Source organism: Pedobacter sp. GR22-10 (assembly GCF_026239715.1).
Classification (GTDB): domain Bacteria; phylum Bacteroidota; class Bacteroidia; order Sphingobacteriales; family Sphingobacteriaceae; genus Pedobacter.
Map to the genome: position 1 here is coordinate 975,912 of NZ_JAPIVR010000002.1, position 23,974 is coordinate 999,885.

Sequence of the window (23,974 nt, forward strand, 5' to 3'; positions counted from 1 at the left end):
ATGAAAAAAAAGCTGCCTTTTGCATTATTCATGCTCATTACCATTTCTGTATTCACAACAGCTTGCAAGAAAAAACCAGCTGATGAACCAACTTCGCCAAGCAATTGCGGTACAAAATACGAAGTGATGTTCGGGGAATCGGGACCAATTAATGAAAATGCCTCCGCGACTTACGAAAATGGTCAGCTTAAATCAATCAGCTCTGGCAGTTCAAATTTTAGCATCGAATATGCAACAGACAAAGCAGTTTTATTGGCTTCGGGTGTTCCATTTTATCAGATCGATATTGTAAATAAATTAGCCACAAGATCTACTGATCTAAAAAGTCAGACAGAAGAGCGAATGTCTTATGATGGTAACCGAAATCTCATTAAAATAGAAGCCTATCAGAATAATAGTTTAACAGACACCAAAACCCTGACTTACAGCAATGGTAATCTCGCATCCCTTACCCAAACCTATCCTGATGCGCCTACGGTAAAAAGATTTACCACGTATAGCTATTCATCTGAAATTGCCTCAAAAGTTGACAATGATACACGTCATTTAATATTTGGCCCGCTAGACTTTTACACGCCCCTGTTTCTTACCGGATCAACCTCCAGAAATCTTTTATCAGGAAGTTTATATACTTATACAGCCGAAAACTTTCGTACAGACCTGACAAAAACTTATACTTATACCAGAAATAGTGGTGGCATCATTACCAAAATTGTAGAAGATTCTCATACCGTAACAGTTAGCAATGGTGTGCAGACACAAAATGAAAGGTTAAAACGTACCATTTTCATTAACTCTACTTGTAATTAAAGGGGTTGCGAATTGGATGGCAAGCTACTGTCAATCTAGTTTTGCCCGCAGATTAAAATGATGTACGCGGATTGGAATAAGATGATGAATCATTATCCTTTTATGCACGCTTCTGATCTGCTGGAAGAAATAGTAAGATCACCACAGATTAATAATAATCGGCCAAGGTGGTTGCCCGCAGATTAAAATGATTTACTGATCTATTTTAATTATTAGGTAGCCCTTTATTAAGCAGAGATTCCAGTGAGCAGGCAAATAATTACAAAATTTCAATTCCCTTCTCTTCAAATGCTTCAAAGACCTGTGCATTAATCATGCTTCTGGTTAAATCCGCTTTGGAAATATCTTTACACCAAAAATAGATGTTGACGTTACTGTTCAGCTTACTCACCGGACTAATCATGATGATGGGTTCTTTACTGGTAAAGACATTATTGTTTTCCACGATAATATCCCTGATCAGGCTCACTACTTCAGTTGAATTAAAAGGTTTGGCAATCGAAAGGGTTAAATCCACACGCATTTGATTGTTGCTGAGTGTCCAGTTGATGATGTTATTTGATAAAATGGAACCGTTAGGGATGATAATCTCAGCCCCCTCATCGCTTAGCAAAGTGCTTGCACGCACACCTATTTCCTTCACTCTCCCCTTTTTATTGCTTAACTCAACAATATCGCCTATTCTGATGGTTTTATCAAAGATGAGAATAATGCCTGAAACAAAATTACTGACGATATTTTGTAAACCTAAGCCAATACCTACACCCAGGGCACCAAGAATCACTGTGATTTTATCAATAGGCAACCCGGATGCGGCTACAGCGATTAAAAAGCCCCCAATCAGCAGGACTAACCTGGTTACCAACAGTTTGGATCGCTCACCTTTATTGTCATCAAAACTGTCATCTCCCGTATCACCAAAGAAGTAAGCAATATACTTTTGTAAGAAATTCGCAATCCAGATAATACCCAGAAACAAGACAATGCCTCCAAAAGTAAAAGAGAAACTCCCTATAGTTCTTTTTTCGGTTAACACCTCCATTACTGATTCATAAAGTCCGTTAAAGACATTAAGATTAGTGGCAAAAATCACAAACCAGATGATCGTAGCACCAATACCGGTTAATTTTTTAAGTCCGGAAATAACCGGTTGCCAATCGAAATACTCGGGATATCCTTTACGGATCCTGCTGCTTTTCATCTGCAACAAAAAAGCTTCTACCAAAACTTTGGCTAAAATGGTAAGTGATATTGCATTCAGCAACGAGCTTACTCCGGTTGAATAAAATATTTGTGTAAGCGTAAAGCGGCCAAACAGGTTACAGAAAACAGCGATAATGGCAAATCCGGTATAAATAAAACCTGTTACAAGGATCATCCTGTATCTCTTAATATTTTCATCAAGCATTTTCCACACCATTATACCATAAGCCACTGAACATAAGCTTAACAAGAGGAGCATCCAGCGCTGGTATCTGGGTGGCATACCTAAAAGACGCAAAAAAACAGGCGCCAGCAGGAGTACAACAAACAAGCACCAGTAATAGAATATTCTTGAACCCAGTTTTTTTCGCAGATAAAAGGAAAGCACAATAGCCAGCAGTACCTGAACAGCTTCTATATAAAGTGCCGGCGCCCTGAGATCGAAAATGGGTGCCAGCGCAAAAAGCATAATTAGTGTAATTAAAAAGGGCTGCGGACTGATTAGTGAAAAATCATCAAGGGTTTCTAAGCGGCCATGCTGTTTTACACTCCGGAAATTAAAGAATACCCAGAAAAAGAATATGGCACAGGTAAAGAGCAAAAGGAGCCTGCTGCTTCTGGTATACACAAAATAATAACCTGATATTTCCTGCTCTCCCTGAATAAACCTTCGGAAACCCAGGCTCTTATTTGCTGACCGGTTTACTGATTCCCAAAGATACCGGCGCTCTTTACCAAAGGCTTTAATACTTACAGCATCAAGCTGACTATCTGTAATATACATTAACTCTTTGATGTTAATCAGATTCGATGAGGTTCTGGCATGAAGGTTATTGATGGATAAGGTAGCTGCTTTTATTAAACTATCTGTGACGAAACGTTTCTTTTTCAATTCTGCAAACTGGTCCTTAAACAGGATACGCAAGGCAGGCAATGTAAATACTTTGGCCAGTACGGTATCCTTCCTGAGATTCAGGAGTTCCGTTTTTAATGACCTTAATTCCTTTTCATATTCATCAAGATCTGCTAAACAGTCCCTGTTATTGCTTTGCAGCTCATCCAACAAAGTCTGATCCATCTGAAGGTTCTGAAGATTTAAACTCCGGTCTGCCATAGTAAGCCTGCTCTTCAGCAAGGCCAGGGCAGCCTCATCCTGGGTTAAGTGCGCTTCCATCGGCTTTAACTTTTTAAAAGAACCTATGGTTACCGGAACTTTATTGATGGCTTCAAAAACTTTTTCCAGGTGCATGAGATAATCGCCCTTGGTTAAGGTTGCAGAATCAGAAAGAATAGAGACATCCTGATCCTTTTCTATCATTCGCCCTTTTTGAGCAAATGCATGGCTTAAACCAATGATGATGAGGAATATGATGAGGCTAGCAACCTTAAAGGAAAAAGTTTTTTTTGTTATCATTAGCATGGACATACCGCCTGCTGGCGTCAGGTCAAAAATAGCGAATTCTATTGGTTTAATAAACGATGCAATTGGCATTTGATAGAGGAAAGCCTATTGTCCTTTGGTTTACCAATATTTATTTTAACAGCCAGCTGAAGGTTTATCAAACGACATCGTGATATTATTATATTGGTTTCCCGGTAAAACAGATGGCTTCGCGATTGATCAAGCCATTTTAAATTAACTTTATGAGATTGACAGCTTTTTAAGCCTAAAACAAATGTTGCTGGTTGGCAGACATGATTAACTCTGCTACGTTTTTTACCTGAAACTTTTGTAAAAGGTTTTTTCGGTGGGTATCAATCGTCAGCGGACTAAGAAATAATTCCTCTCCAATGGCCTGACTGGTTTTGCCCTGGGCAATGAGTTCCAGGATTTGCTTTTCGCGTTTGGTTAGCCGGGGTGCGGCAAGCAATTCATTTCTGGATGGCCGGCTCAGAATCTCCGTAACTTCTTTGCTGTAACAAATGCTTCCTTTTACAGCTTCCGCAATACAAAGACGGAGTTCATCAAGCGAACTGTTTTTCAACAGGTATCCACTGGCCCCGTTCTGTATGGTTTGCACCACAATACTTCGCTCCGTTCTGTTACTTAGAATTAAGACAATAACAGATCTGTATTTTTTCTTAATCTTCAGGCAGAGATCCATTCCATTCACATCCGGAAGCGTAATATCAAGCAGGATGAGATCCACCTTTTCTGATTCGAGATACTTCATAATGGATTCACCATCCTGAAATCCACCAATCAGTTCAATATTTGATTCATTTTTTAAAAGATTTTTCAGCCCTTCAATCACAATCGGGTGATCATCAACTATAGCCGTTTTTAATTTATTTGGTTGCATCAATATTCAGTTCTATATTTATAGTTGTACCTTCCCCTTCAGCTGAAAGAATTTCCATTTGTCCGTTAAAAAAATCCACCCTGTTTCTGATACTCTTTAAGCCCATTCCCTTACTTTTTTCTTCCCGCAGATGATCAAAACCAATGCCGTTATCCTCCAGTGTAATCAAAAAAACTTTGGCGTCCTGTGTACATTGTAAAATAATACTGGAAGCTTGTGCATGTTTAATCGCGTTGGAAAGCAGCTCCTGTGCAATCCTGTAAATATGAAGCTGAATGGCAATCGGGATATTGGTTAGAATGTTAAAAGCTTCGAAGGCAATTTGCAAATTGTCACGCATGTGAAATTCACAAAGATCCTTCAAGGCTACTTCAAGTCCAAAATCAAGCAGCGTTTCGGGCACCATATTCCGGGCAATCCTTCGCAACTCACTTACAGAAGTATCCAACTGGCCAATAATTCGGTGCAGATCTTTATCCTGAGAAGCACCCGGCCGGGTATCGGTCCAGCCGGATAAGCCGATTTTTACACCTGCCAGCATTCCGCCCAAACCATCATGCAAATCTCTGGCGACACGCTCTCTTTCATGCTCTTCACCATCAAGCATAGCTTTAGTTACTTTAAGTTGCTGCTTTTGCTCCATTTCACTTAGCTGCTGACGGTAATTGATTTCTTTCTGCTCTGCCAGTTTTGATTTGTTCCGGGCAATTACGGCAACAAAAACCAATGATGCCAGCAGAAAAAGGCAACCAAGACCGAGAACCAGATTGTATAGCCGGTTATTCCGGGCATTCAGCAATGCCTGTTTATTTTGCACTTCCAATGATGCTATTTTATGTTGATTCTGAACGCTCCTGTATTTGGTTTCCAGCTCATTAACCTTCACTTTTATTTGATCATTATTAATACTGTCACTCACGCTACGGTATTTGCTTAACCACTTGTAAGCTTCTTTATAATCGTTCAGCTTCGCACTGGTTTTAGCCACCTCTCCATAAATGGTAGCCTTATCAATCATACTGGCCGTTAGCGTACCTTCCTTAATAATATCCAGTAGAATTTGCCTGGCCTTTCGATATTCTTTTTGCTGCCCGAAAATATTATACTGACGGAATAAAAACTGCTGATAGAGTTGATTTTGGTGATACTTTTTAGCCAATACGATGCCTTTATTAATGCTGGACAATGCCCGATCAAAGGCCTGAATAGTCGAAAAATAAAGTACCTCGTTATAAAAATACAGCGTATAATTTACGGATTCAGGAAATGGTTTTAAAAGTGCATTTGCCTTATTTAATAGTGTTTTAGCCTTTTCTGCATGATTTTCATAACAATAAATACTCACACCACTCAGGTAAGCAAATAACAGGCTGGTCTTATCATGTTTAGCGCTTTCAAGCAGACTGATTGCTTTCTGATTATAGAAAGTAGCCTTGGCAAATTGTGAATTGTTCATTAAGATGGTAGAAAGCCGAGTATAATATTGCGCCACCAGAGTCGAATCACCAGATTTTTCAGCATCTGGAATAGCCTTTTCGAGCGTAATTTTTGTAATAAAACTATAACCCTCCTTTTCTATATTCATGATGGCATAATTGTACCATGCGGCTGCCCGCATGACATAAGCCTTTTTAGTAGTAAAATAAGAGAGTGCATCTGCTGCCTTCCTAAATGCTACCGATGCCCTGGCTTTGTTCCAGTTAAAATAGTATTCTCCCTCATAAAAACTGGAAACGGCAATAGAATAGGGATCCTTTTTCGCGATTTTTTTCCCAGCTAATAGATAAGCTTTACTCTTCAGGGTATCTTTAAATTTCCAATAATCTACCAGCAAGAAATTAGCATTGGCTTTTGAACTATCTGCACCGGATGTCTTCAGGATATTTTGCAGACTATCCAGATAATGTTTTTCATTAATCGGAATCTGCTGCTGACAGAACACATAATGCACACTTAACAGACAAAGAATAAATAAAGATAATTTTTTCATTGATTAAAAACAGTATAAACTGGAGCTGAGCATGATACACAGGAAATAATAACTACTTAAAAGACACAAAGCTCAGGTGTAAATATCAGTCATAATTTGTAAGCAACCATAATTTCAGCCATTTGCTGCGAAAAATACCTAAAAACCAGTAGAAAAAAAACGATGAATCATGGTATTTCTTTTGGGAATGACTTCTGATAATTTTGTATGAGTTGCCTGAATAAGTAAAATGTAATGAGAAGCACAAGCGATCTGCAATGCGAATGGTGTAATTAAATGATGCATCACAAAGGGTATGTTTATTCTTTATACAACCTATTAACGGAAGATCAATCATTTAAATCAGGATCTAATTTTATAATTATGATGAAAAATTTTTTATCGTTTTCTTTGGTCGCCTTCCTCCTGCTATCAGGAAATAAAGTACATGCCCAACTGGAAAACCTGCTGCAAAAAGCAAAAGATAAGGCAGAAAAGGCCTTAGAAAAAAAAGTAACCCATAAAGATGCTTCCCGCAAATCTAAAAATAGCGGTACGGATATGGGCTTTGATTTTACTCCTGGAGACTCGTTGATCTTTGCAGAGAATTTTTCAAAATATGCAAAAGGAGCAACTGCTGCCAGCATCAAAACCAATGGAGCAGCAATAGTGACGACAGTAGAAGATGAAAAAGGTAAGTGGATGCTGTTAAGGGATAAAGCTACTTACAAGCTGACTAAACTCATCAGGTATCCAAAGCAATTTACAATTGAATTTGATATACTGGCCTCTGCCGATCAGGCAAATGATATCTCACCTTTATCATTTGGCTTTACAACAGATAATAGTGTACAGGATTATACCAGCAACGCGGATGCTTATGTTGAGCTTCAGTATTATGATACCGATCAGGTGAATGTTGGTAATAGCAATCCCAAAAAATATGTCAATACAACCTTTGATCTGACTGAAAGCTTAAATCGCCCCCTAAAGGTATCTATACACGTTGATGGAGAAAGAATGATTGTATACCTGGATAAAACCAAGCTTGTAGACACGGAACTGTTTACCCCTGCTGCTGCTAAAAACTTTTACATCACTGCACCCTGGGATTATACAAACGGAGCCAAGGTGATGGTAAGCAATATCATGATCAAGGGTTTTAGTAAAACTAAGTAGATTTAAAAAAACTATAAGTAAATGATAGCGCTGTTGAGATATTATGAAGTACCAGCAATATCAATTAATATAAAAAAATGAAACCCCTGATCACGCTTTTATTTCTCTTCTTCATTTATACACTACACGCTCAGGATCTGTTATGCGATGACCGAAAGGCCATTAGTGAGAAACTTGAAATGATCCGCGAAACGGATCAGGGAATCAGGAGCAGGCTGATTAAAGAAATGGCCACCAAAGATCCGCAGGCCATGAAAAAAATTGCACTGGAAATGAAAGCCGGTGACAAACAAAACCAGCTTCTTGTCGGATCACTTCTGGATAGGTGTGGCTGGCCAAAAGGGCTCAGTGCAGCGGAAAACAATACCATTTTCCTGGTTATTGATCATGCAGATACAGCGTTTATGATCAGGTACTTTCCTTTGTTGAAATCACAGGCAGACCAGGGCAAAGTGGCCAGGCGTGATTTGGCGACACTGCAGGATAGAATGCTTTTGAGAAGCGGGAAAAAACAATTCTTTGGTACCCAAACCCTGAAAGAAGGCAATATCGTGACCATCTGGCCGGTAGATGATCCGCAAGGCCTCGATGCACGTCGTAAAGAAATGGGACTCATACCAATGGGTGCATACATGGCGCTATTGAAAAAAACCTATCAATCGGAAGTGATCTGGGATCAGGACTTATCAGTGGATGCAGCTCAGGAAAAAATGCGTAAAAAGAATTAAGAGTTTAATATCAATGATCAAACATCGTTTAGTGTTTAGACTCACGCTCCATATATTGCGTTAATTCAAAAAGCCAATCGCCTCCATAAACAAACAAAATGCAAACCGTCACTAAAATAATAACATAGGTAATCACTTGTTTTAGCCTTTTATCATTGTTTTTATCCTTCAGGAAAAAAAAGTTTATGACCAAAAAGATTAATGCAGAAATAATACCTGATGGAATGCCCAGCCATGCGGCAGATAAAGCATTCCAGGGGTCTTTAAAATAGAAAGCATAGATAGAAGCAAACCCTAATAAGGCACTTGAAAAGAGTAATAACAACCCTTTAAAAAAATGTTTGCCCATCAAACCAAACATCATCAAAAAAAGTGAAATGGCAAGTGTTAAGTAAGTGTAAGGAAGTTCTGTAATGAGATACGTTTTACTGCTTTCAATCGGAAAAATGATTCCAACACTGATCAGCAGGATCATCATACCAGCGATTAGACAAAGTTTTTTTAATTCCAGTCCTTTTGAGGGCAAATTAGTATCATGCATTAGTGATTGTACTTTGTGATTCAAAATATTTCTAAGGATTGATAAAATGTAAGATAGGTATTCTTAATCATTAAACACACCGTTTTTCATTTGTCAAACTATTTGTATTAATCCCTATATATCAAAAACTTACACCATCTCTATTCTGATTTATGCTTAAAGTCATTAGCTCATGGGCAGAACAAATCTGATTTCTAAAGCAGCAAAATATTCAAACAGATATTATTATTTAGAATAATTAAAAATAAGTTTCTAATCCCGTTTTAATTTCTTTCTTTTGCGACAACTAAGAATTAATCTAAATAAAATGAAGAAAACCTTTACCTATTTTTTTAACATAATCCTGCTTTCTATTTTTCTCACGGGCATCACTTATGCACAATCCAGAAACGGATCAGTATCCGGTTCCATTAAAACCAGCGATGGTAACCCTGCTCCATTTGTAAGTGTTGGCTTGAAAAACACGGCTAAAACAACACAAAGTGATGAAAAAGGAAACTTCACTTTAAAAAATGTTTCACCTGGAAACTATGTATTAAAGATTTCAGCAATTGGTGTTTCGGTACAGGAGAAAAATGTTTTGGTTGTAGCTGGCGAAAATGCAGAAGTTTTATTATCCATCGCGGAATCGTCTTCCCAATTGGATGAAGTAGCCATCACAGGTTATAAAACACCTAATAAAAAACCGGTGAACCTCGGCAAAATTGCCATCGCCCCGATGGATCTTCCACAATCAGTACAGATTATTGGCAACCAGGTCATTACTGATCAACAGGCCAATCGCTTAAGCGATGTACTAAAAAATGTTAACGGTGTGGCTTTTGGTGAAAACCGTGGATCAGTAAGTGGTGAAACATTTTTCGCCCGAGGTTATAGCTTAGGTACCAACAATGTGTTTAAAAACGGATCACGTGCCAATAGCGGAGGCATGCCTGAAACCAGTACCTTAGAATCAGTAGAAATTTTAAAAGGAAGTGCAGCCTTACTTTATGGCGGCGTAACAGGAGGCGCAGTGGTAAACATGGTTACTAAAAAACCTAAATTTGAGTATGGTGGAGAAGTATCTATGCGCGCCGGAAGTTACGACATGTATAAACCCATGGCAGATATTTACGGACCAATCTCTAAAAAAGTAGCATTCCGTTTAATCGGTACTTATGAAGTTGCAGCAAGTTTCAGAAATTCTGTAAAATCAAACCGGATCTATGTAAATCCTTCCTTGCTTTACAAAATAAGTGATCAAACAGATCTTTTGCTTCAGGGGGATTATTTAAAAAGTGACATGACTCCTGATTTCGGGATTGGCACTGTTGAAAATCAGATTGTTGATATTGGTCGCGGTGCATTCGTAAATGCACCCTGGGCTTATAACAAAACAAACACCGCAACCTCACAATTAAACCTCAATCATAAATTTAATGATAGCTGGAAATTAAATGTTTTGGCTAATTTCCAGTCTTACAACCGCAATTACTTCAGTGCTGAGCGACCATTTGCCGATACCAAGGTGGCAACTAACCCTCTTCCATATGGTTTCGCGGCCCGCAATGTTACCCGTTCTAAAACAAAAGAATTTACTTACAATGAGCAGATTAACCTGAATGGCTTCTTTCAAACCGGAAGTATTACCCATACCTTGTTAGTTGGTGCAGATGCAGATCAATCGCGTACCACAAGCGGTGGCTTCAATTTTAATAATAACCTCACTACATTCAATTATGGAAATGTTAACCTACTGGATCCAGCCACTTATTTCGGATCGGGAATTGAGCCAACCGCAAACATGATTACCCAGACCTTTGCACCATTGTATCGTATGGGTGCTTTTGTACAAGATTTAGTTTCCATCACTGATCAGTTTAAAGTGCTTGCCGGAGTACGTTATACCTTTCAGAAAACACCGAGAACCGTGGCGACCAATCTGGCCACCGGTGTGCAAACGCTCAGCGTAAACAGTTTAGACAGGTCGAAAGTAGAAAGTGCTTTCACACCAAAATTTGGATTGATTTATCAGCCCTTAAAAACAACCTCAATTTATGCCAGTTATGCCAGCAACTTCATTCAGAATACGGGCACAGATGTTAATCTAGCACCTCTTGATCCTTCTACCGTTGATCAATATGAAGCCGGTGTTAAAAACGACCTTTTCCAGGGCAAACTTTCTGTTAATTTAACTGCTTACAGAATTTCAAATGATAAATTTGCCCAGCAGGCACTTCTAAATGCAAAAGGCGCACCTAATGGTGACACCAACATTAAAGAACTTAATGGAAAAACATTAAGTGATGGTCTGGAACTTGATATTACCGGTACAATTGTAAAAGGCTTAAACTTTATTGCAGGCTACAGTTACAATTATATTCGCTATACGCAAACACGAGACAAAACAGTTTATACCGTTCCTGAACCTACTACAGCACAGCCTAACGCCACCAGAACGGTTACATTAGGTGGCATTATTGAAGGTCAGCGTTTAGTAGGCTCTACGAAAAATACTGCAAATGGCACCTTATTTTATACCTTTCAGGATGGCCGTGTGAAAGGATTAAAACTGGGTGCTTCAGCTTATTACACAGGAGCAAGAAACGGTGGGTACAATGATTCTAAAATTCAGGCTTACAGCAGGCTCATTCCATTAAGCGCCTTTACCACATTCGATTTCTCTGCGGGCTACAACTGGAAAAAACTTTCATTGCTGGCAAAAATTGCCAATATAACCAACGAGCTAAATTATTTCGTTCATGAAAACTACAGTGTGAATCCTATTCCGCCACGTCAGTTCATGACCACATTATCTTATAAATTTTAACCGATAAATCAGTCATGCCGAAGGCCTCAAAGTGTGTAAAATACTTTGAGGCCTTTTTATGGCTTGGATTACTGGTTTCCGGAATTGCTTTCTTAAATTTGACGATCAACCACCAAATGAAACACCTTTTACAAATTAAGCTGGCTACCTTCCTCCTGTTGTTAAATTGTGCTGTCTTCGGACAGACAATGAAAAAGAGAACGACCCTTTTAATGGGAAGTAAATTTGAAATTACTATCGTTGCAAAAGATGCACAAACTGCTTCGGACAATATTGATACGGTGATTCAGGAAATCAGCAGAATTGAATACCTGATATCCGACTGGAAACCCAGCTCACAAATCTCACAGGTAAACAGCCATGCGGGTATTAAACCCATTAAGGTAGATAAAGAAGTTTTTGATTTAACCAAAAGGGCATTGAACCTGTCTGAAATTACCGGAGGTGCTTTTGACATTAGTTTTGCAGCCATGGATAGAATCTGGAAGTTTGATGGTTCCATGAAAGAGATGCCTACTGCCGAAGCCATTAAAAAATCAGTAGAAAAAGTAGGTTACAAAAACATTATTCTGGATAGCGTCAATTCCACCATCTTCCTGAAATTAAAAGGAATGAAAATTGGTTTTGGTGCCCTGGGGGAAGGTTATGCAGCCGACCGGTCTCGCAATATGATGCTCCGTAAAGGCATCAAAGCCGGTATTGTTAATGGCTCAGGAGACATGAGTACCTGGGGAAGACATCCTAAAGGGCATTATTGGACCATCGGAATTACCAATCCTTTTTACAAAGATAGTTTATATGCTATAGTTCCCATTAAAAACGGTGCCGTGGTAACTTCCGGAAGCTATGAAAAATTTGTAGTCTTTAATGGAAAAAGATATGCCCATATTATCAATCCGGTTACGGGTTACCCGGCAACAGGTTTAACCAGTGTAACGGTATTTGGGCCAGATGCAGAACTGGCAAACGGTTTCAGTACATCTATTATGGTTTTGGGAAAGGATGCAGGTTTAAAGTTCATCAGTCAGTTTCCAAAATTTAGCTGCATCATTTTTAGTGATGATGGCCAGGTGTATCATTCTGATAATTTGAGCCAGAAAACAATTAAACAATGGAAAAAAGGCTTATAACATCTTCAATTTATTCCCCGCATTGATAATATTTTTAGGATATTCTATTGATCAAATCAGGAAAACTGCATCCTGAAAAATAACTTCTTTATAATCCATGAACAAAGCGAATCTGCTTAATAGCAATCCATTAAAATCTGTCCCCTCGACTGGTAAAAACTGACACTTTGATTTGATGATTGCTGACATGCATCTTCCAGCCAGTCGATCACATCCTTTTGCATACCCAGTGAACCGCACAGCATCAATACCCCACCATCATTGAGTGCTTCACCAACAAAAGCAGCATCTTCAGCCAGTAAATCTTTAACATATTGTTTGTTTCCTTCTCTGGAATAAGCCACATTTAATTTGGCCAGTTTGGAAAGTTCATTTTGCAAGGTATTTTCATAGAGCGAAAAGGATTCCTTATTCTTAAAACCGCAATAAAGATGAACATTTCTGCCCTCGCCATGCTGGCTTAACATGCCCAGAAACGGGGCAATACCAGTACCGTTTGATACCATAATTACAGTACAGGCTTTTTCAGGAAAGTGGAAGTGCTTATTTTTAACAATGAGGGCATTTATGGTTTGGCCGGTTTTAAGCTGATGTAAATAACCTGAACCCAAACCACCCTCATGCAGTTTAACACTTAACTGAATTTCTCTTCCAATTTTGCCAATTGAATATTGCCTTTCGCGATGATCACCGGCCGGATAAATGGCAAGCAAATCTCCTGAAGTAAATCTTTTTCTGCGCTTCGGGCGCAAGCGAATAATAAATGAGGTTTCGGCATGAGTGGAAATGGTTTTCTTTACCACTTCAAAAGGCTGCGTTTTTAGACGTTTCGTATCCAGCAATTTCGACAAGAGAGACAGCGTTATATCCGCATGTTGCGCCCATAAATTCGCCCATCTGGTAAAATCATCCGGAGATCGGTCATTAATGGTATGAATATCAAGTAATGGCCTGGCCCACTTCTGATGCGATAATGCGTTATTCACTTCGTAACCAAACTTGCAGAAATCAGGATAAGCATGAGAACCAAAAGCAATTACAGAAAAATCAACGGAATTGCTTTGTGGATATTTTTCTAATAATGCACTGAACTTTTTAGCGTTTACAGGCGATTCACCCTGACCATATGTCGCCGTAAAAACCAGCAATTGCCTGGCCTTGGCAAAAACCTGATAATCGTTTAGCTCAGCCATAAACGATGTTTTACCATTCTTTAACAGTTCCTGATGTATCGCACTGGCAAAGCGGAAGGTGGTTCCGTTTTCTGATCCAACCAATAGGATAAATTCTGCCTGATCTGATCGAAACTTATTTTTAATCCTGCCTGAACTGCGTTTCCACCAGATCACAAAGCCTGAATAAATAAAAAAAAGGATATTTACCGAAGCAATAGCCAAAACCATTGCCCAGAGGGCACTTCCTCTACCGGTATGTAAATCCAGACTAAGGTTATTGAAAAGTGTAGCTTTTGAATAGGCTTGTTCCGTCAGGATATCGCCGGTTATCTGGTTTACAGTAATTTCTTTATTATCCAGTTTCAGTGTAAAATAATCTTCTACATCCTCAGAGAAAGGAAATTCAATGGATTGAACTTTAGTCAGTGGAATATTTCTGAATACTTCGAAATCCGCCACTTTTTTTTTCGGCTCCGTTTGAAGTGCATCAAAATCAATCTTATGCGTAATCTTTTGTGTTTTAACGAGCCCAAATCTTTGCAGCGACAAAAATGTACCACTTAAGGAAATGATAATAACCGGAATCAGCATCAGTCTGCCCAGCACCACATGATAATATGCTGCAAAACTATCTTTGACAATTTTTCCGAAGAATTTTTTAATGCTTCGCTGGCGTTTGATGATCAGGATTGTACCTGAAGTGGCAATTAAGAACAAGAAAAAAGCCGTTAGCCCGATAAAAATCCGACCGGTTTCATGTAAAAACAAGGAACGGTGTAAGGTGGTTACCCACTGAAAAAATACATTTTCCTTTTCTACCTTCCCCAATGATTTTCCTGTTGCCGGATCCACATAAAAATTCCCGGAATTAGCTGCGAAGTCAGTTCCGTTTATCTTCACGAACTGATTGGCATCTATGGTAACATCGCCAATATCAGTATACGACTTTTGAAGACGTGGAATGAGTTCAGCAACGGTAAGCTGACCGAATTTTTCTGACCGGTAAGGTTGATTTTTTTCCGCAACAGGCTTAAAAGACAGGATGATCCCGGTAACGGAAGCAAGGGTTATAAAAAGAAAAGAAGATACCGCCAGGGCTAAATGGCTGTATCTCCATATGGAAATTGTCATTAATAAAGCTGTTTAGTTTGCACTTAGGCGTACATACCTGATGTAACCTGTGCCTTCAGTTTTAGCGGCCAAACCTTCGGTGGTTAACGGAATTTCAATATCTTTTAAATAGTATTTATTATCTTCAACAGCGGTTTCAAAACGCAGCTTGTAACCTTTGTTTATTTTATCGGTTTCAATATCCAGAACCGTAACGCTGCGATCGCCGCCCGTAACCGAAGCACCGGTTATGGCACTGATATTGGTTGGTTTTTTCTTGTATGCTTTGTGCCACTCTTTAAGGTCGGGATACCATTTTTTATCAGATCCCATCACATAAAGTGTTTTTTCATAGGCCCCTTTCGCATCTATTAAAGACACCGCGATGTAAGCGCCTTCGCCAACATAATTGGTCATTTGCACCATACATTTATACTTTGTAGTTTTTTGGGCAACACTGACTGCAGGAACGGAACAAATTAATGTTAATGCCAGGCACAGTTTAAAAAAGTTATTCATTTGATTATTTTAAAAAGTCGATTGATACTTTGTTTTTAGTTAAAAATTCATTTTCTGATGCCAAATCATAAGGTGTTTCCTTAAAATCTGTAGCCACATCTTTTTTAGCACCTGCTGAAATTAAATAGTGCATCAGTTCTGTATCCTTTGCGGTCATCGCCGCTTTATGCAATGCCGTGTAACCTTCTTTATTTTTAAGATTCACATCAACCTGATAACCAGCCACAAGCTTAGCCAATGCCAGGTCATTTTTAGCCACAGCCAGGTGATATAAAGAATTTCCGTTTGGCTGGATTGCAGCCACATTGAAACCTTTATCGGTTAACACCTCCAACTTGGCGTTGAAATCGTCCATACTCCTTGTACCGTAAGATTGGAAAAGATAATAAGCCAGGTTATTACCCTCTTTATCGGCTATGTTCATATCTGCTCCTTTGTCAAGCAGGAATTTCACTACCTCACCGGAGTTGCTGCGAACCGCCATGGCCAGTGCCGATACGCCTTTGGCATTTGTTTGATTGATGTTTTTTACCTTTGCCGAAAGCAATTCAAGTGTGGCCAGGTCTCTCGTAAAACCGGCAGCATTAATAAATGCTGTATTTCCGTCTTTATCAGCCTGATTTATATCTACTCCTTTTGAGAGAAAATAATTGATCACTTCTTCCTGTTTAGGTTTGCGGACAATATAAAATAGTGCATTTTCACCATTACTTCCGGTAACCGTTGGTTTCAATTTTAATCCTTCCAGGTATTGAAACACAGCTAAACCATTGGAAGATCCGCGACCGCCCTGAGCCGCCATGATGAACGCATGATCATTGTATTTTACCCCTTTTGCGATGAGCTTATTCATCAGTTCTATGTTTCCGCTTCTGGCTACGTAATTAAAAGCAGTATTTCCGTTCGCATCCACACTATTCAGGCTTAAGCCTTTCGATACAAAATAATCCGTCAGGGAAAAATTCTTATCATTTGAAATGGCAATTAAAAGTGCATTTGCACCGTCATGATTCAGGTCTTTTTTGAGATCAGCACCTTTTGAAAGTAATAAGTCATAAACTTTAGTATTGGCCTGGCCACCAACTGCCGCGAATGTTAATGGTGTAAAACCATGACTATCCTGAAGATCCACCTTTGCACCATTTTTCAAAAGGTATTCCATCACCGGGATATTTCCTTTTGATGCAGCCCAGAACAAATAGGTTCTGCTGTCGTGGGTTAATTTATTGACATCGTTCCCTTTTTGAGCCAGCAGGTATAAAATAGATTCCTCTGGTGCTCCATTGTTAATGGCATAAACGGTGGCATCAAAAGACATTTGATTTAACTGCGAAGGACTATTTCCCTTCTCAATTTCTGATTTAATGGTGGCCAGGTCTGTATTTCCTTTCCAGAAGGATTGCTCCAGAAAGGTATTTTTTTGAGCCTGTGCCCCAAGAGCAGCCATGGCAAGAACCGCAAAGAAGATTTTTTTCATTTTGAAGCTGAATAGTTTTTGATTTCAATTCTCCGGACGAACCACAAGAATTCCGGCTAAGTTAACAAGAATCGTTCTAAATAATGGATTGTATTGAATTTATTTAAATTAATTACAGATAAATTTTCTGTTACAGAAAAGCCGCAGCTTATGTGTCTGCGGCTTGAAATTAACATTAGTTATCCCACCAAACTTTATCAATAGTAACCTGATCGCCGCCCTGTTTGGAGGCTTCTGCGTTATTGGTTTGTCTTTCCGATTCCGGGTACATCAAACGAAGGGGTCTGGCATCTGCTGAAGGCGCTTGTAACGAATTAGGTATGGCCGGCAAACCCAGTCTTCTATAATCACTCCAGGCTTCAATGCCGTTTGTGCCATTCATCGACAACCATTTTTGTGTAATGATGGCACTGATTTTATTGGCTGCCTGATCAAAATTAACCGCAGTTTGTGCATTATAGGCCGTGAAAGCCGACGCCGGAACTTCATTGTAAGCGAAAGATGCTTGAATGCCCTGCTCATAAAAGTTTTTTGCACTCCCGGCAATCCATCCTCTTTGTGCCGCTTCGGCTTGTAAGAAAAGACTTTCGTAAGCACCCATTAAAACCAATGGCTGTAAGGCACTTTTCAGTAAACCCGCAGCAGCATTTGCATTTTCCTGCGGTCCGCGGAGGGCTGAAGTGAATGCCCGGTTATATTCTGCCGCAGCATTCGGATTTCCGAAAAGCACTCCCTTATAATCTCCGGCAATGGCCTGATAAATTTTGGCCATTCTTGGATCATTCCGTTGTTTATACTGATCAATTAAGAATGTAGTAGGCCTTAAGTTATCGTAAGCAGCCGTAGTAGCCCCCTGAACATTGCGGTAATACGTTTCCCAAAAAGGATTAATCTTTCCTGCCGTATTTTCATATCCGGGTTTAAGTGTCACATGCTGGTTCAGTTCCAGGTAACCGCTTCCTTCCGCCTGGATTTTCTGAATTTCTGCCGTAATGTAAGCCTGATTATTTTTTTCACTCTGGCGGATCAGTGCCCTGAGTTTAATGGTATTGCCAAATTTCGCCCATAAAGGTTTTGATCCATTGAAGATGATATCTGCACGGGCAATGCTCGCATCAGCAGCTGCTCCTTTAATTTCATTTATCCCTTCAGTAATGAGGTTAATGGATTTCTGATAAACCGCCTGGCCACTTTCATAACGCGGGGTCGGAAATCTGGTACCCTGCAAGGCATCATCAAAAGGGATATTGTTGTAAATATCAACCAACCTTAAAAAATGCCATCCTTGCATCATTTTAGCAATGCCGGAATAGTAGCCTGCACCTTCCTGCTGCCCCTGTTCTTTAATTAACTGGTAATAAAGCAAATTCTGGAAACCATTTTCCCAAATGGGAATCCCATCCCGCTGGTGCCTGATGGATGGACCATCATAACTTTTCTCCTTGAAATACTGGTTAATACCTTCACTATTGGTTCCCCAGTAGCCACCCCAGAAAGCACCAAGCTGATTGAGCTGAATGGCTTCCTGATTTACTGTACTCAAAAGGGCAGCGGGTAGTTTCGCACTTAAAGGGAGATTCTGATTAACCGGATTATTTGGATCGTTATTCACATCCAGAAATTTTTCACAGGCACTAAAAACCACCATGATCAACCCTGTGAACAGATATAAACTTAAATGTCTTTTCATTTTATTAAAATCTTTAAAATACCACGTTAATATTGAAACCAAATGTTCTGTATGGAGGCACCTGCCTGAAACTGATATAACCATCAGTATCATTGTATAAATATTCCGGATCTCCATAGGTATTATCCTGGTGTCTGATCAGAAAGAGGTTATTGGCTATAAAACTCAGCCTGGCTTCTTTAATTACATTTTGCTTAGCCAGTAGTTTTGCAGGAAAATTATAGCTGATGTTCAGCTCACGCATTTTGAAAAAATCAGATTTTGCGGCCGTATTGCTTTGTACCGCACCCTGTGCCTGCCAGAATGCCTTATCACCTTTTGACAATACAGTAGTATTGGGCGCAAATACACCTGGAGATGTTTCGATCACTGAGTTTGGATAAATAAATGGCTGACGGTTAAATTCTATTGTTGCAGGATGCGTTCCAGCGGTATACATCCGGGGTACAATTTCAGAATACAACCAGCCCCCCATTCTCCAGTCAAACTGTGCCCCCAGGCTGATGTTCCTGTAAGTGACCATGGTATTTAACCCCATTTGGTGCGGCGGAACCATCGTCCCTAAATGTACGGCATCGGTTGCCACCACCGGATTGCCATTGGTTGGATTAATCACCACATTTCCATTTGGATCCCTTTTATAATCGCTCACCTGCAAACTGGGGTAAGCCTGGCCGATATTGGCATAAGACTGGCGGAAAATATTAAATGATTCCAGGCCTTCAAAAAGTTCCTTCACCTGGTTATTGATATAGGTATAGTTGAAGCCTAAGTTCCATTTGAAATTGGCATTGCGGATGATGTCTCCATTTAAATTGAGCTCGATTACACTATTGGTTAACCGGCCTGCATTTACCCTTGCACTGGCATAACCCGTTGCACGGGATGTGGTGGCATTAAAAATCTGTCCTTTCGAATCCGAGAAAACATAAGCGCCTTCAAAATTCAAACGGTTATTGAACAAACCCAACTGAATACCTGCCTCGTAAGAGGTCACAAATTCAGGCTCAATATCCGGGTTAGGGAAAGTTGCTCCCGGCAGGAAACCAACCAGGTTACCAAATGGAAAACCGTTGGCCTGGCTGTAAGGGTTGTTGAGTGAATATGGATTGAGGGTATTATTACCTGTTTTATTATATGATGCATATATTTTACCAAATGAAAGTGTTTTGCTGTTTTTCAAAGGTGTTATGGCCTCCGAGAAAACAAATGAGGTACTTAATCCAGGGTAAAAATAAGACCGGTTTTCTTTGCTCAGGGTTGAAACCCAATCGTTTCTTCCGGTTAAAGTAAGGAACAAATAGTTATGGTAACCTGCAGTAAATTCTCCATAGCTTGCCAAAGAACGGAATTGGGTAATTGTACTTCTTCCGGACACTTGTCCGAGGGCACTTCCCTGATTGAATAAATCGGGGAACAACAGGTTTGCCGAACTTAGTGTTTGGGCTTTGGTGTAATCGCTTCTTAAATTCTGACCAATTAATAAACGGGTGGTGAACTTTCCAAAATCCTTATTAAAACTGAGGATTAAATCATTGTTCATCTTCCTGAAATTGTCTGAACCATCGTTAACAGATCCATTTACATTTCGCTGTCCGCTACCTTCAAATTTCCCTACAGTACTTCTCGTTTCGGCAACCGTAGCATAATAACCGAAACGATAGAGTGCTTTAAACCATGGCGTAAACTGGTAATCCAATTCTACTTTTCCATTAAGGGTTTGCTGTTTGGTATCATCACGATAGTTGTCGATCTGGAAGTAGGGATTTTTCTGCTGATCGGTGAAAAAGTTTGCCGGATTGGCATTTGATCCCCTGTCCTGCCAGTTCCTCATGGAAGTGAAATCAAAATTGGCAGGTAACTGGTAAGCGGTAATCCATGGTCCGTCAGGTGTGGTATTTTTATTAAAAAGCACATAATTTACGTTGTAGGAAGTATTTAACTTGCCGAATTTTCTTGTTCCGTTAAACCTGGCACCTGTTCTCCTGCTTTCATCTTCCGGAATAATTCCTTTAATTTTCACATCCTGAACCGATAAAAAATAAGTCGACTTATCATCTCCGCCCGAAAAAGAGACATCATTCTGCATGTTTAGTCCGGTATCAAAAAGTTCAAGCCGCTTATCCTGATCTGGGGCGGCATACAAGGCCTGCGGCTGTGTCCCATTCGGTAAAGCAGGACCAAAATTTTTCATGGTTCCATCAAAAGCCGGACCCCAGCTTTCATATTGCGTAGGTACGTAAACACCATTTACGCCCTGACCAAAGGCTTGCTGAGCAGGCGGCAACATCATCACTTTTGAAAAAGTGGTTGTATTAGAAAAGGTAACCCTGCCACGGCCTTTTGCACCTTGCCTGGTGCTGATCATAATGGCTCCGTTTACACCTTCTGAACCATATAAAGCTGCAGCATTCGCGCCTTTCAGTACCGTAATTTCTTCAATATCATTTGGATTGATCCGGCCAATACTAGGCACAGGAACACCATCCAGTACATAAATAGGCTCGTTTTTGGTCCGGTTTAATGATCTTGATCCACGCATCACGATCTGAATCTGCGGATCTACCTTACTATCAAACATGTTTACCCTTAAACCCGAAACCTTACTTGTTAATCCGTTTAACGGGTTAATGGTTTTACCTTGATTCAGGTAATCATCCTTTATGGTTTGCGTACTGGTTCCAAGTTCTCTTGCAGATCTTTTAATGCCCAGTGCGCCCGTCACCACCAGGTCTGCCAGCTGGTTTTCTTCGCTTTCCAATGTAATGTGCAACATCCCCGTTGAACCACTTAAAATAATGATTTGCCTTTTGAAACCCACATAAGCAACGGATAGCTGATCGCCGCTATTTGCCTGGATGGCAAATCCGCCCAGTTGATCGGTATAAATACTTTCGTTCCGACCTGCCACAAAAATGCTTGCGCCAACCAGAGGTCGCTGCTCCGTATCGGTAACCTTTCCGGTTATGGTGATTTTTTGTGCTTTTAAATGCCAGGAGAACATCATTGCACAGAAAAAAATAAGTAAACTTTTTTTCATATAAATTAATGAGTTAATGATTTTGCAGTTTGTTATTTATAAATAGTCTTAATAAATAGTAACTTTGGCAAAAGTATCATTAACCTCGACCTCAAAATGCCAGATAAGGGAAATTTTATAACCAGAAAAGGAAATAATCATAACCTGATTTGCCAGCCCTTTCCGGTGTATAAAATGAGTCAGAAATCGAAAAGTTCAGAACTGAATATTGACGGAGCTCTTTTACGCAGGGTGAAGATAAATGCCGGTGGCTTTTACCTGCATAGATTAAGCATCGTTCCGGAGGAATTTTATCTTATTTTTAGTCATTCGGCCACCATTAAAATCGATGGTTTACACCATAAGGTGCTGTTGCTTCCCAATCAGTATTTAATACTGAATGAAGGAACGGCGGGCAGTTATCGTTTTTTTATCAATTACCTGGAACATCAGGATGATATTTATTTCATCCGTTTAAACTGTAAAAAATTCAAATCTTTTCAGGAAGCTATCGCTTTAAACAGGCAGATGGCCATGGATGTTGAAATTATTAATATTTTGGGTAATATGTTCAACTGCGACTATGCTGATCCACTCAAAACAACTTACCTGGAAGCCAAAACTATCGAATTGCTTTGTCACATTCAACATCAGATTAAAGTGGTACAGGGTAATATGGAAACATTTGATGTTCCGGCACATATGCTTGATGCAATCCAGCTGGCGCGGGATATTTTAATTCATGACCTGAAGGCCCCTGTTTCTTTAACCAGCCTTGCCCGACAGGCAGGAACCAATGAGAACTACCTGAAAAAATATTTTAAACAGGTTTTCGGACAAACTGTTTTTGCTTTCCTGAATGCGCATAAAATGCAACTGGCAAAACTGATGCTCACCAAAGAAAGGATGCCGGTTAGCCAGGTTGCAGCAGATCTGGGCTATAAAAATTCTTCGAATTTTAGCGTTAATTTCTTTAAATATTATGGCTTTCTGCCAAAAAAATTAAAATCAGCAAAGATATACCTTCTGCTTTTAACAGCAGATATTTTGATGATGCTTGAAGAAATGACCATGATACCAGCTTCCTGAAGCAAGTATAAGATGTTCAGCTTAATATCTGTATGAAATTAAACAGCAATGTACAAGCACCATTTTTAAATTAATCAACCGATGAAGAGGGTCTTAAAGAAGAATACCAGTTAATGGGATGCGACCTCAGTTTCATGCCATCGCTCTCAATGTGATAAAGAATAATCGGATTGCTGAAATCGACCAGTCTCTCTACTTTTTTAGCGAGTTTACTTAAAAATTCTCCACTGGAAATGCCCTCTTTTAAATGTACATAAATGACAGAAGCAGTTTTAAATTCAAAACGTTCTACCACTCCCGGCCATTCAGATTTTATCCTGTTTAAAAATGCATTAATTTTTGTATCGTTTCTTAGATCTTCCATACGCTTAAGATTCTGATAACTAAATTTACCAATAAATTCTAAAAACGAATAATTGTAACAGAGAGTATACATAACGCAGGCTTATCTCTTCCATTCTGTTAATATGACAATTTTTTGTACTGCAGTGCCGGATATTATTTGGCCACCAGCACATCTTTTAATACCGCCCAAACATTTTCGGCGAGAATTTTATCCCCTTCAGCAGTAGGGTGAATACCATCTTCCTGATTCAGTTTTGGCACCCCTCCTACCTTATCTAAAAGAAAAGGCACCAGAGCCATGTTATTTTTCCTGGCCAGGCTGGGGAATATGTTCTTAAAATCTTCCGCATATTGAGCACCCATATTTGGGGGTACCTGCATACCAGCCATTACCATTTTCACTTCAGGATATTTTAGTCTGACACTGTCTATAATGCTTTGAAGATTTTTAGTAGTTTGGGCAACCGGCAATCCGCGCAAGCCATCATTGGCGCCCAGTTCTAGCACAAATACATCAATGGGCTGTTTCAATAGCCATGAAATCCTGCTTTTTCCTGCAGCTGAGGTTTCACCGCTAAGCCCGCCATTAATCACTTTATAAGGCATTTTTAATGAATCAATCCGGTTTTGAATCAGCGCCGGATAAGCTTCCGTGGGGTCAAGCCCATAACCTGCCGTTAGGCTCGTACCGAAAAAAAGAATATTCTTAAGCTTCTGATCATTAACTTTTGAGGTTTGACGGACAGTATCCGACTGCTGATCCTGGTTTTCTTTATTTTGTTTGTTCCCGCAGGCTGCAAATAGCAAAGCCAAAACAAATAGGCCTGTCAAGCGTTTTCGTAACATCATATGCAATTAAATATCTAATCAAAAACCAA

The 23,974-nt window shown here is 39.6% G+C and carries 17 protein-coding genes; 6 read left to right on the forward strand and 11 right to left on the reverse strand.

Annotated elements, in window-relative coordinates:
* Complete coding sequence (locus tag OQX64_RS11710) at positions 1-810, forward strand: hypothetical protein (protein ID WP_265818899.1); 810 nt, start codon at positions 1-3, stop codon at positions 808-810.
* A gap of 259 nt (positions 811-1,069) precedes the next feature.
* Here OQX64_RS11710 and OQX64_RS11715 read toward each other — a convergent pair whose 3' ends face one another.
* The 3 genes from OQX64_RS11715 to OQX64_RS11725 form a co-directional block, all read right to left on the reverse strand.
* Positions 1,070-3,331 (reverse strand): mechanosensitive ion channel family protein, encoded by a 2,262-nt coding sequence (locus OQX64_RS11715; RefSeq protein WP_265818900.1) that lies wholly within the window; start codon positions 3,329-3,331, stop codon positions 1,070-1,072.
* Between the two features lie 349 nt (positions 3,332-3,680).
* On the reverse strand, positions 3,681-4,316 hold the full coding sequence (locus OQX64_RS11720; protein ID WP_265818901.1) for a response regulator: 636 nt from the start codon (positions 4,314-4,316) through the stop codon (positions 3,681-3,683).
* Positions 4,303-6,306, reverse strand: coding sequence for a sensor histidine kinase (locus OQX64_RS11725; RefSeq protein WP_265818902.1), 2,004 nt, complete (start codon positions 6,304-6,306; stop codon positions 4,303-4,305). Before OQX64_RS11725 ends, OQX64_RS11720 begins: the two co-directional genes overlap by 14 nt.
* 363 nt (positions 6,307-6,669) lie before the next feature.
* On the opposite strand from OQX64_RS11725, the gene OQX64_RS11730 reads away from it, so the two are divergent.
* Both OQX64_RS11730 and OQX64_RS11735 read left to right on the forward strand, forming a co-directional pair.
* Positions 6,670-7,464 (forward strand): hypothetical protein, encoded by a 795-nt coding sequence (locus OQX64_RS11730; protein WP_265818903.1) that lies wholly within the window; start codon positions 6,670-6,672, stop codon positions 7,462-7,464.
* A 77-nt stretch (positions 7,465-7,541) separates the two neighbouring features.
* Complete coding sequence (locus OQX64_RS11735) at positions 7,542-8,192, forward strand: DUF6624 domain-containing protein (protein WP_265818904.1); 651 nt, start codon at positions 7,542-7,544, stop codon at positions 8,190-8,192.
* A gap of 28 nt (positions 8,193-8,220) precedes the next feature.
* On the opposite strand, the gene OQX64_RS11740 is transcribed toward OQX64_RS11735, so the two are convergent.
* Positions 8,221-8,733 carry a hypothetical protein gene (locus tag OQX64_RS11740; protein WP_265818905.1) on the reverse strand — a complete coding sequence of 171 codons (513 nt, stop codon included), beginning with the start codon at positions 8,731-8,733 and terminating at the stop codon, positions 8,221-8,223.
* A 307-nt stretch (positions 8,734-9,040) separates the two neighbouring features.
* Here OQX64_RS11740 and OQX64_RS11745 point away from each other — a divergent pair, with 307 nt between their 5' ends.
* Together OQX64_RS11745 and OQX64_RS11750 are read left to right on the forward strand one after the other, a co-directional pair.
* Positions 9,041-11,542, forward strand: coding sequence for a TonB-dependent receptor (locus tag OQX64_RS11745; RefSeq protein WP_265818906.1), 2,502 nt, complete (start codon positions 9,041-9,043; stop codon positions 11,540-11,542).
* 188 nt (positions 11,543-11,730) lie between these two features.
* Positions 11,731-12,672, forward strand: a complete 942-nt coding sequence (locus OQX64_RS11750; protein WP_265818907.1) for an FAD:protein FMN transferase — start codon at positions 11,731-11,733, stop codon at positions 12,670-12,672.
* A gap of 116 nt (positions 12,673-12,788) precedes the next feature.
* Here OQX64_RS11750 and OQX64_RS11755 read toward each other — a convergent pair whose 3' ends face one another.
* The 5 genes from OQX64_RS11755 to OQX64_RS11775 form a co-directional block, all read right to left on the reverse strand.
* Positions 12,789-14,978, reverse strand: coding sequence for a PepSY domain-containing protein (locus tag OQX64_RS11755; protein WP_265818908.1), 2,190 nt, complete (start codon positions 14,976-14,978; stop codon positions 12,789-12,791).
* A gap of 12 nt (positions 14,979-14,990) precedes the next feature.
* Positions 14,991-15,476 carry a DUF2271 domain-containing protein gene (locus OQX64_RS11760; protein WP_265818909.1) on the reverse strand — a complete coding sequence of 162 codons (486 nt, stop codon included), beginning with the start codon at positions 15,474-15,476 and terminating at the stop codon, positions 14,991-14,993.
* A 4-nt stretch (positions 15,477-15,480) separates the two neighbouring features.
* The gene (locus OQX64_RS11765; RefSeq protein ID WP_265818910.1) at positions 15,481-16,953 is read right to left on the reverse strand and encodes an ankyrin repeat domain-containing protein; all 1,473 of its coding nucleotides are present in this window, start codon (positions 16,951-16,953) and stop codon (positions 15,481-15,483) included.
* Between the two features lie 175 nt (positions 16,954-17,128).
* The gene (locus tag OQX64_RS11770; RefSeq protein WP_265818911.1) at positions 17,129-18,643 is read right to left on the reverse strand and encodes a SusD/RagB family nutrient-binding outer membrane lipoprotein; all 1,515 of its coding nucleotides are present in this window, start codon (positions 18,641-18,643) and stop codon (positions 17,129-17,131) included.
* Between the two features lie 13 nt (positions 18,644-18,656).
* Complete coding sequence (locus OQX64_RS11775; RefSeq protein WP_265818912.1) at positions 18,657-21,683, reverse strand: SusC/RagA family TonB-linked outer membrane protein; 3,027 nt, start codon at positions 21,681-21,683, stop codon at positions 18,657-18,659.
* 96 nt (positions 21,684-21,779) lie between these two features.
* Here OQX64_RS11775 and OQX64_RS11780 point away from each other — a divergent pair, with 96 nt between their 5' ends.
* Positions 21,780-22,751 (forward strand): helix-turn-helix transcriptional regulator, encoded by a 972-nt coding sequence (locus OQX64_RS11780; RefSeq protein ID WP_265818913.1) that lies wholly within the window; start codon positions 21,780-21,782, stop codon positions 22,749-22,751.
* Between the two features lie 70 nt (positions 22,752-22,821).
* On the opposite strand, the gene OQX64_RS11785 is transcribed toward OQX64_RS11780, so the two are convergent.
* Positions 22,822-23,115 carry a hypothetical protein gene (locus tag OQX64_RS11785; protein WP_088300200.1) on the reverse strand — a complete coding sequence of 98 codons (294 nt, stop codon included), beginning with the start codon at positions 23,113-23,115 and terminating at the stop codon, positions 22,822-22,824.
* 134 nt (positions 23,116-23,249) lie between these two features.
* Positions 23,250-23,945, reverse strand: coding sequence for an arylesterase (locus OQX64_RS11790; RefSeq protein ID WP_253248969.1), 696 nt, complete (start codon positions 23,943-23,945; stop codon positions 23,250-23,252).
* Positions 23,946-23,974 lie beyond the last annotated feature (29 nt).

Bases quoted from the DNA above. Each gene is read 5' to 3' on its own strand.
- OQX64_RS11710 (WP_265818899.1), top strand. From the start codon at position 1: ATGAAAAAAAAGCTGCCTTTTGCATTATTCATGCTCATTACCATTTCT.
- OQX64_RS11715 (WP_265818900.1), bottom strand. From the start codon at position 3,331: ATGATAGAAAAGGATCAGGATGTCTCTATTCTTTCTGATTCTGCAACC.
- OQX64_RS11720 (WP_265818901.1), bottom strand. From the start codon at position 4,316: ATGCAACCAAATAAATTAAAAACGGCTATAGTTGATGATCACCCGATT.
- OQX64_RS11725 (WP_265818902.1), bottom strand. From the start codon at position 6,306: ATGAAAAAATTATCTTTATTTATTCTTTGTCTGTTAAGTGTGCATTAT.
- OQX64_RS11730 (WP_265818903.1), top strand. From the start codon at position 6,670: ATGATGAAAAATTTTTTATCGTTTTCTTTGGTCGCCTTCCTCCTGCTA.
- OQX64_RS11735 (WP_265818904.1), top strand. From the start codon at position 7,542: ATGAAACCCCTGATCACGCTTTTATTTCTCTTCTTCATTTATACACTA.
- OQX64_RS11740 (WP_265818905.1), bottom strand. From the start codon at position 8,733: ATGCATGATACTAATTTGCCCTCAAAAGGACTGGAATTAAAAAAACTT.
- OQX64_RS11745 (WP_265818906.1), top strand. From the start codon at position 9,041: ATGAAGAAAACCTTTACCTATTTTTTTAACATAATCCTGCTTTCTATT.
- OQX64_RS11750 (WP_265818907.1), top strand. From the start codon at position 11,731: ATGAAAAAGAGAACGACCCTTTTAATGGGAAGTAAATTTGAAATTACT.
- OQX64_RS11755 (WP_265818908.1), bottom strand. From the start codon at position 14,978: ATGACAATTTCCATATGGAGATACAGCCATTTAGCCCTGGCGGTATCT.
- OQX64_RS11760 (WP_265818909.1), bottom strand. From the start codon at position 15,476: ATGAATAACTTTTTTAAACTGTGCCTGGCATTAACATTAATTTGTTCC.
- OQX64_RS11765 (WP_265818910.1), bottom strand. From the start codon at position 16,953: ATGAAAAAAATCTTCTTTGCGGTTCTTGCCATGGCTGCTCTTGGGGCA.
- OQX64_RS11770 (WP_265818911.1), bottom strand. From the start codon at position 18,643: ATGAAAAGACATTTAAGTTTATATCTGTTCACAGGGTTGATCATGGTG.
- OQX64_RS11775 (WP_265818912.1), bottom strand. From the start codon at position 21,683: ATGAAAAAAAGTTTACTTATTTTTTTCTGTGCAATGATGTTCTCCTGG.
- OQX64_RS11780 (WP_265818913.1), top strand. From the start codon at position 21,780: ATGCCAGATAAGGGAAATTTTATAACCAGAAAAGGAAATAATCATAAC.
- OQX64_RS11785 (WP_088300200.1), bottom strand. From the start codon at position 23,115: ATGGAAGATCTAAGAAACGATACAAAAATTAATGCATTTTTAAACAGG.
- OQX64_RS11790 (WP_253248969.1), bottom strand. From the start codon at position 23,945: ATGATGTTACGAAAACGCTTGACAGGCCTATTTGTTTTGGCTTTGCTA.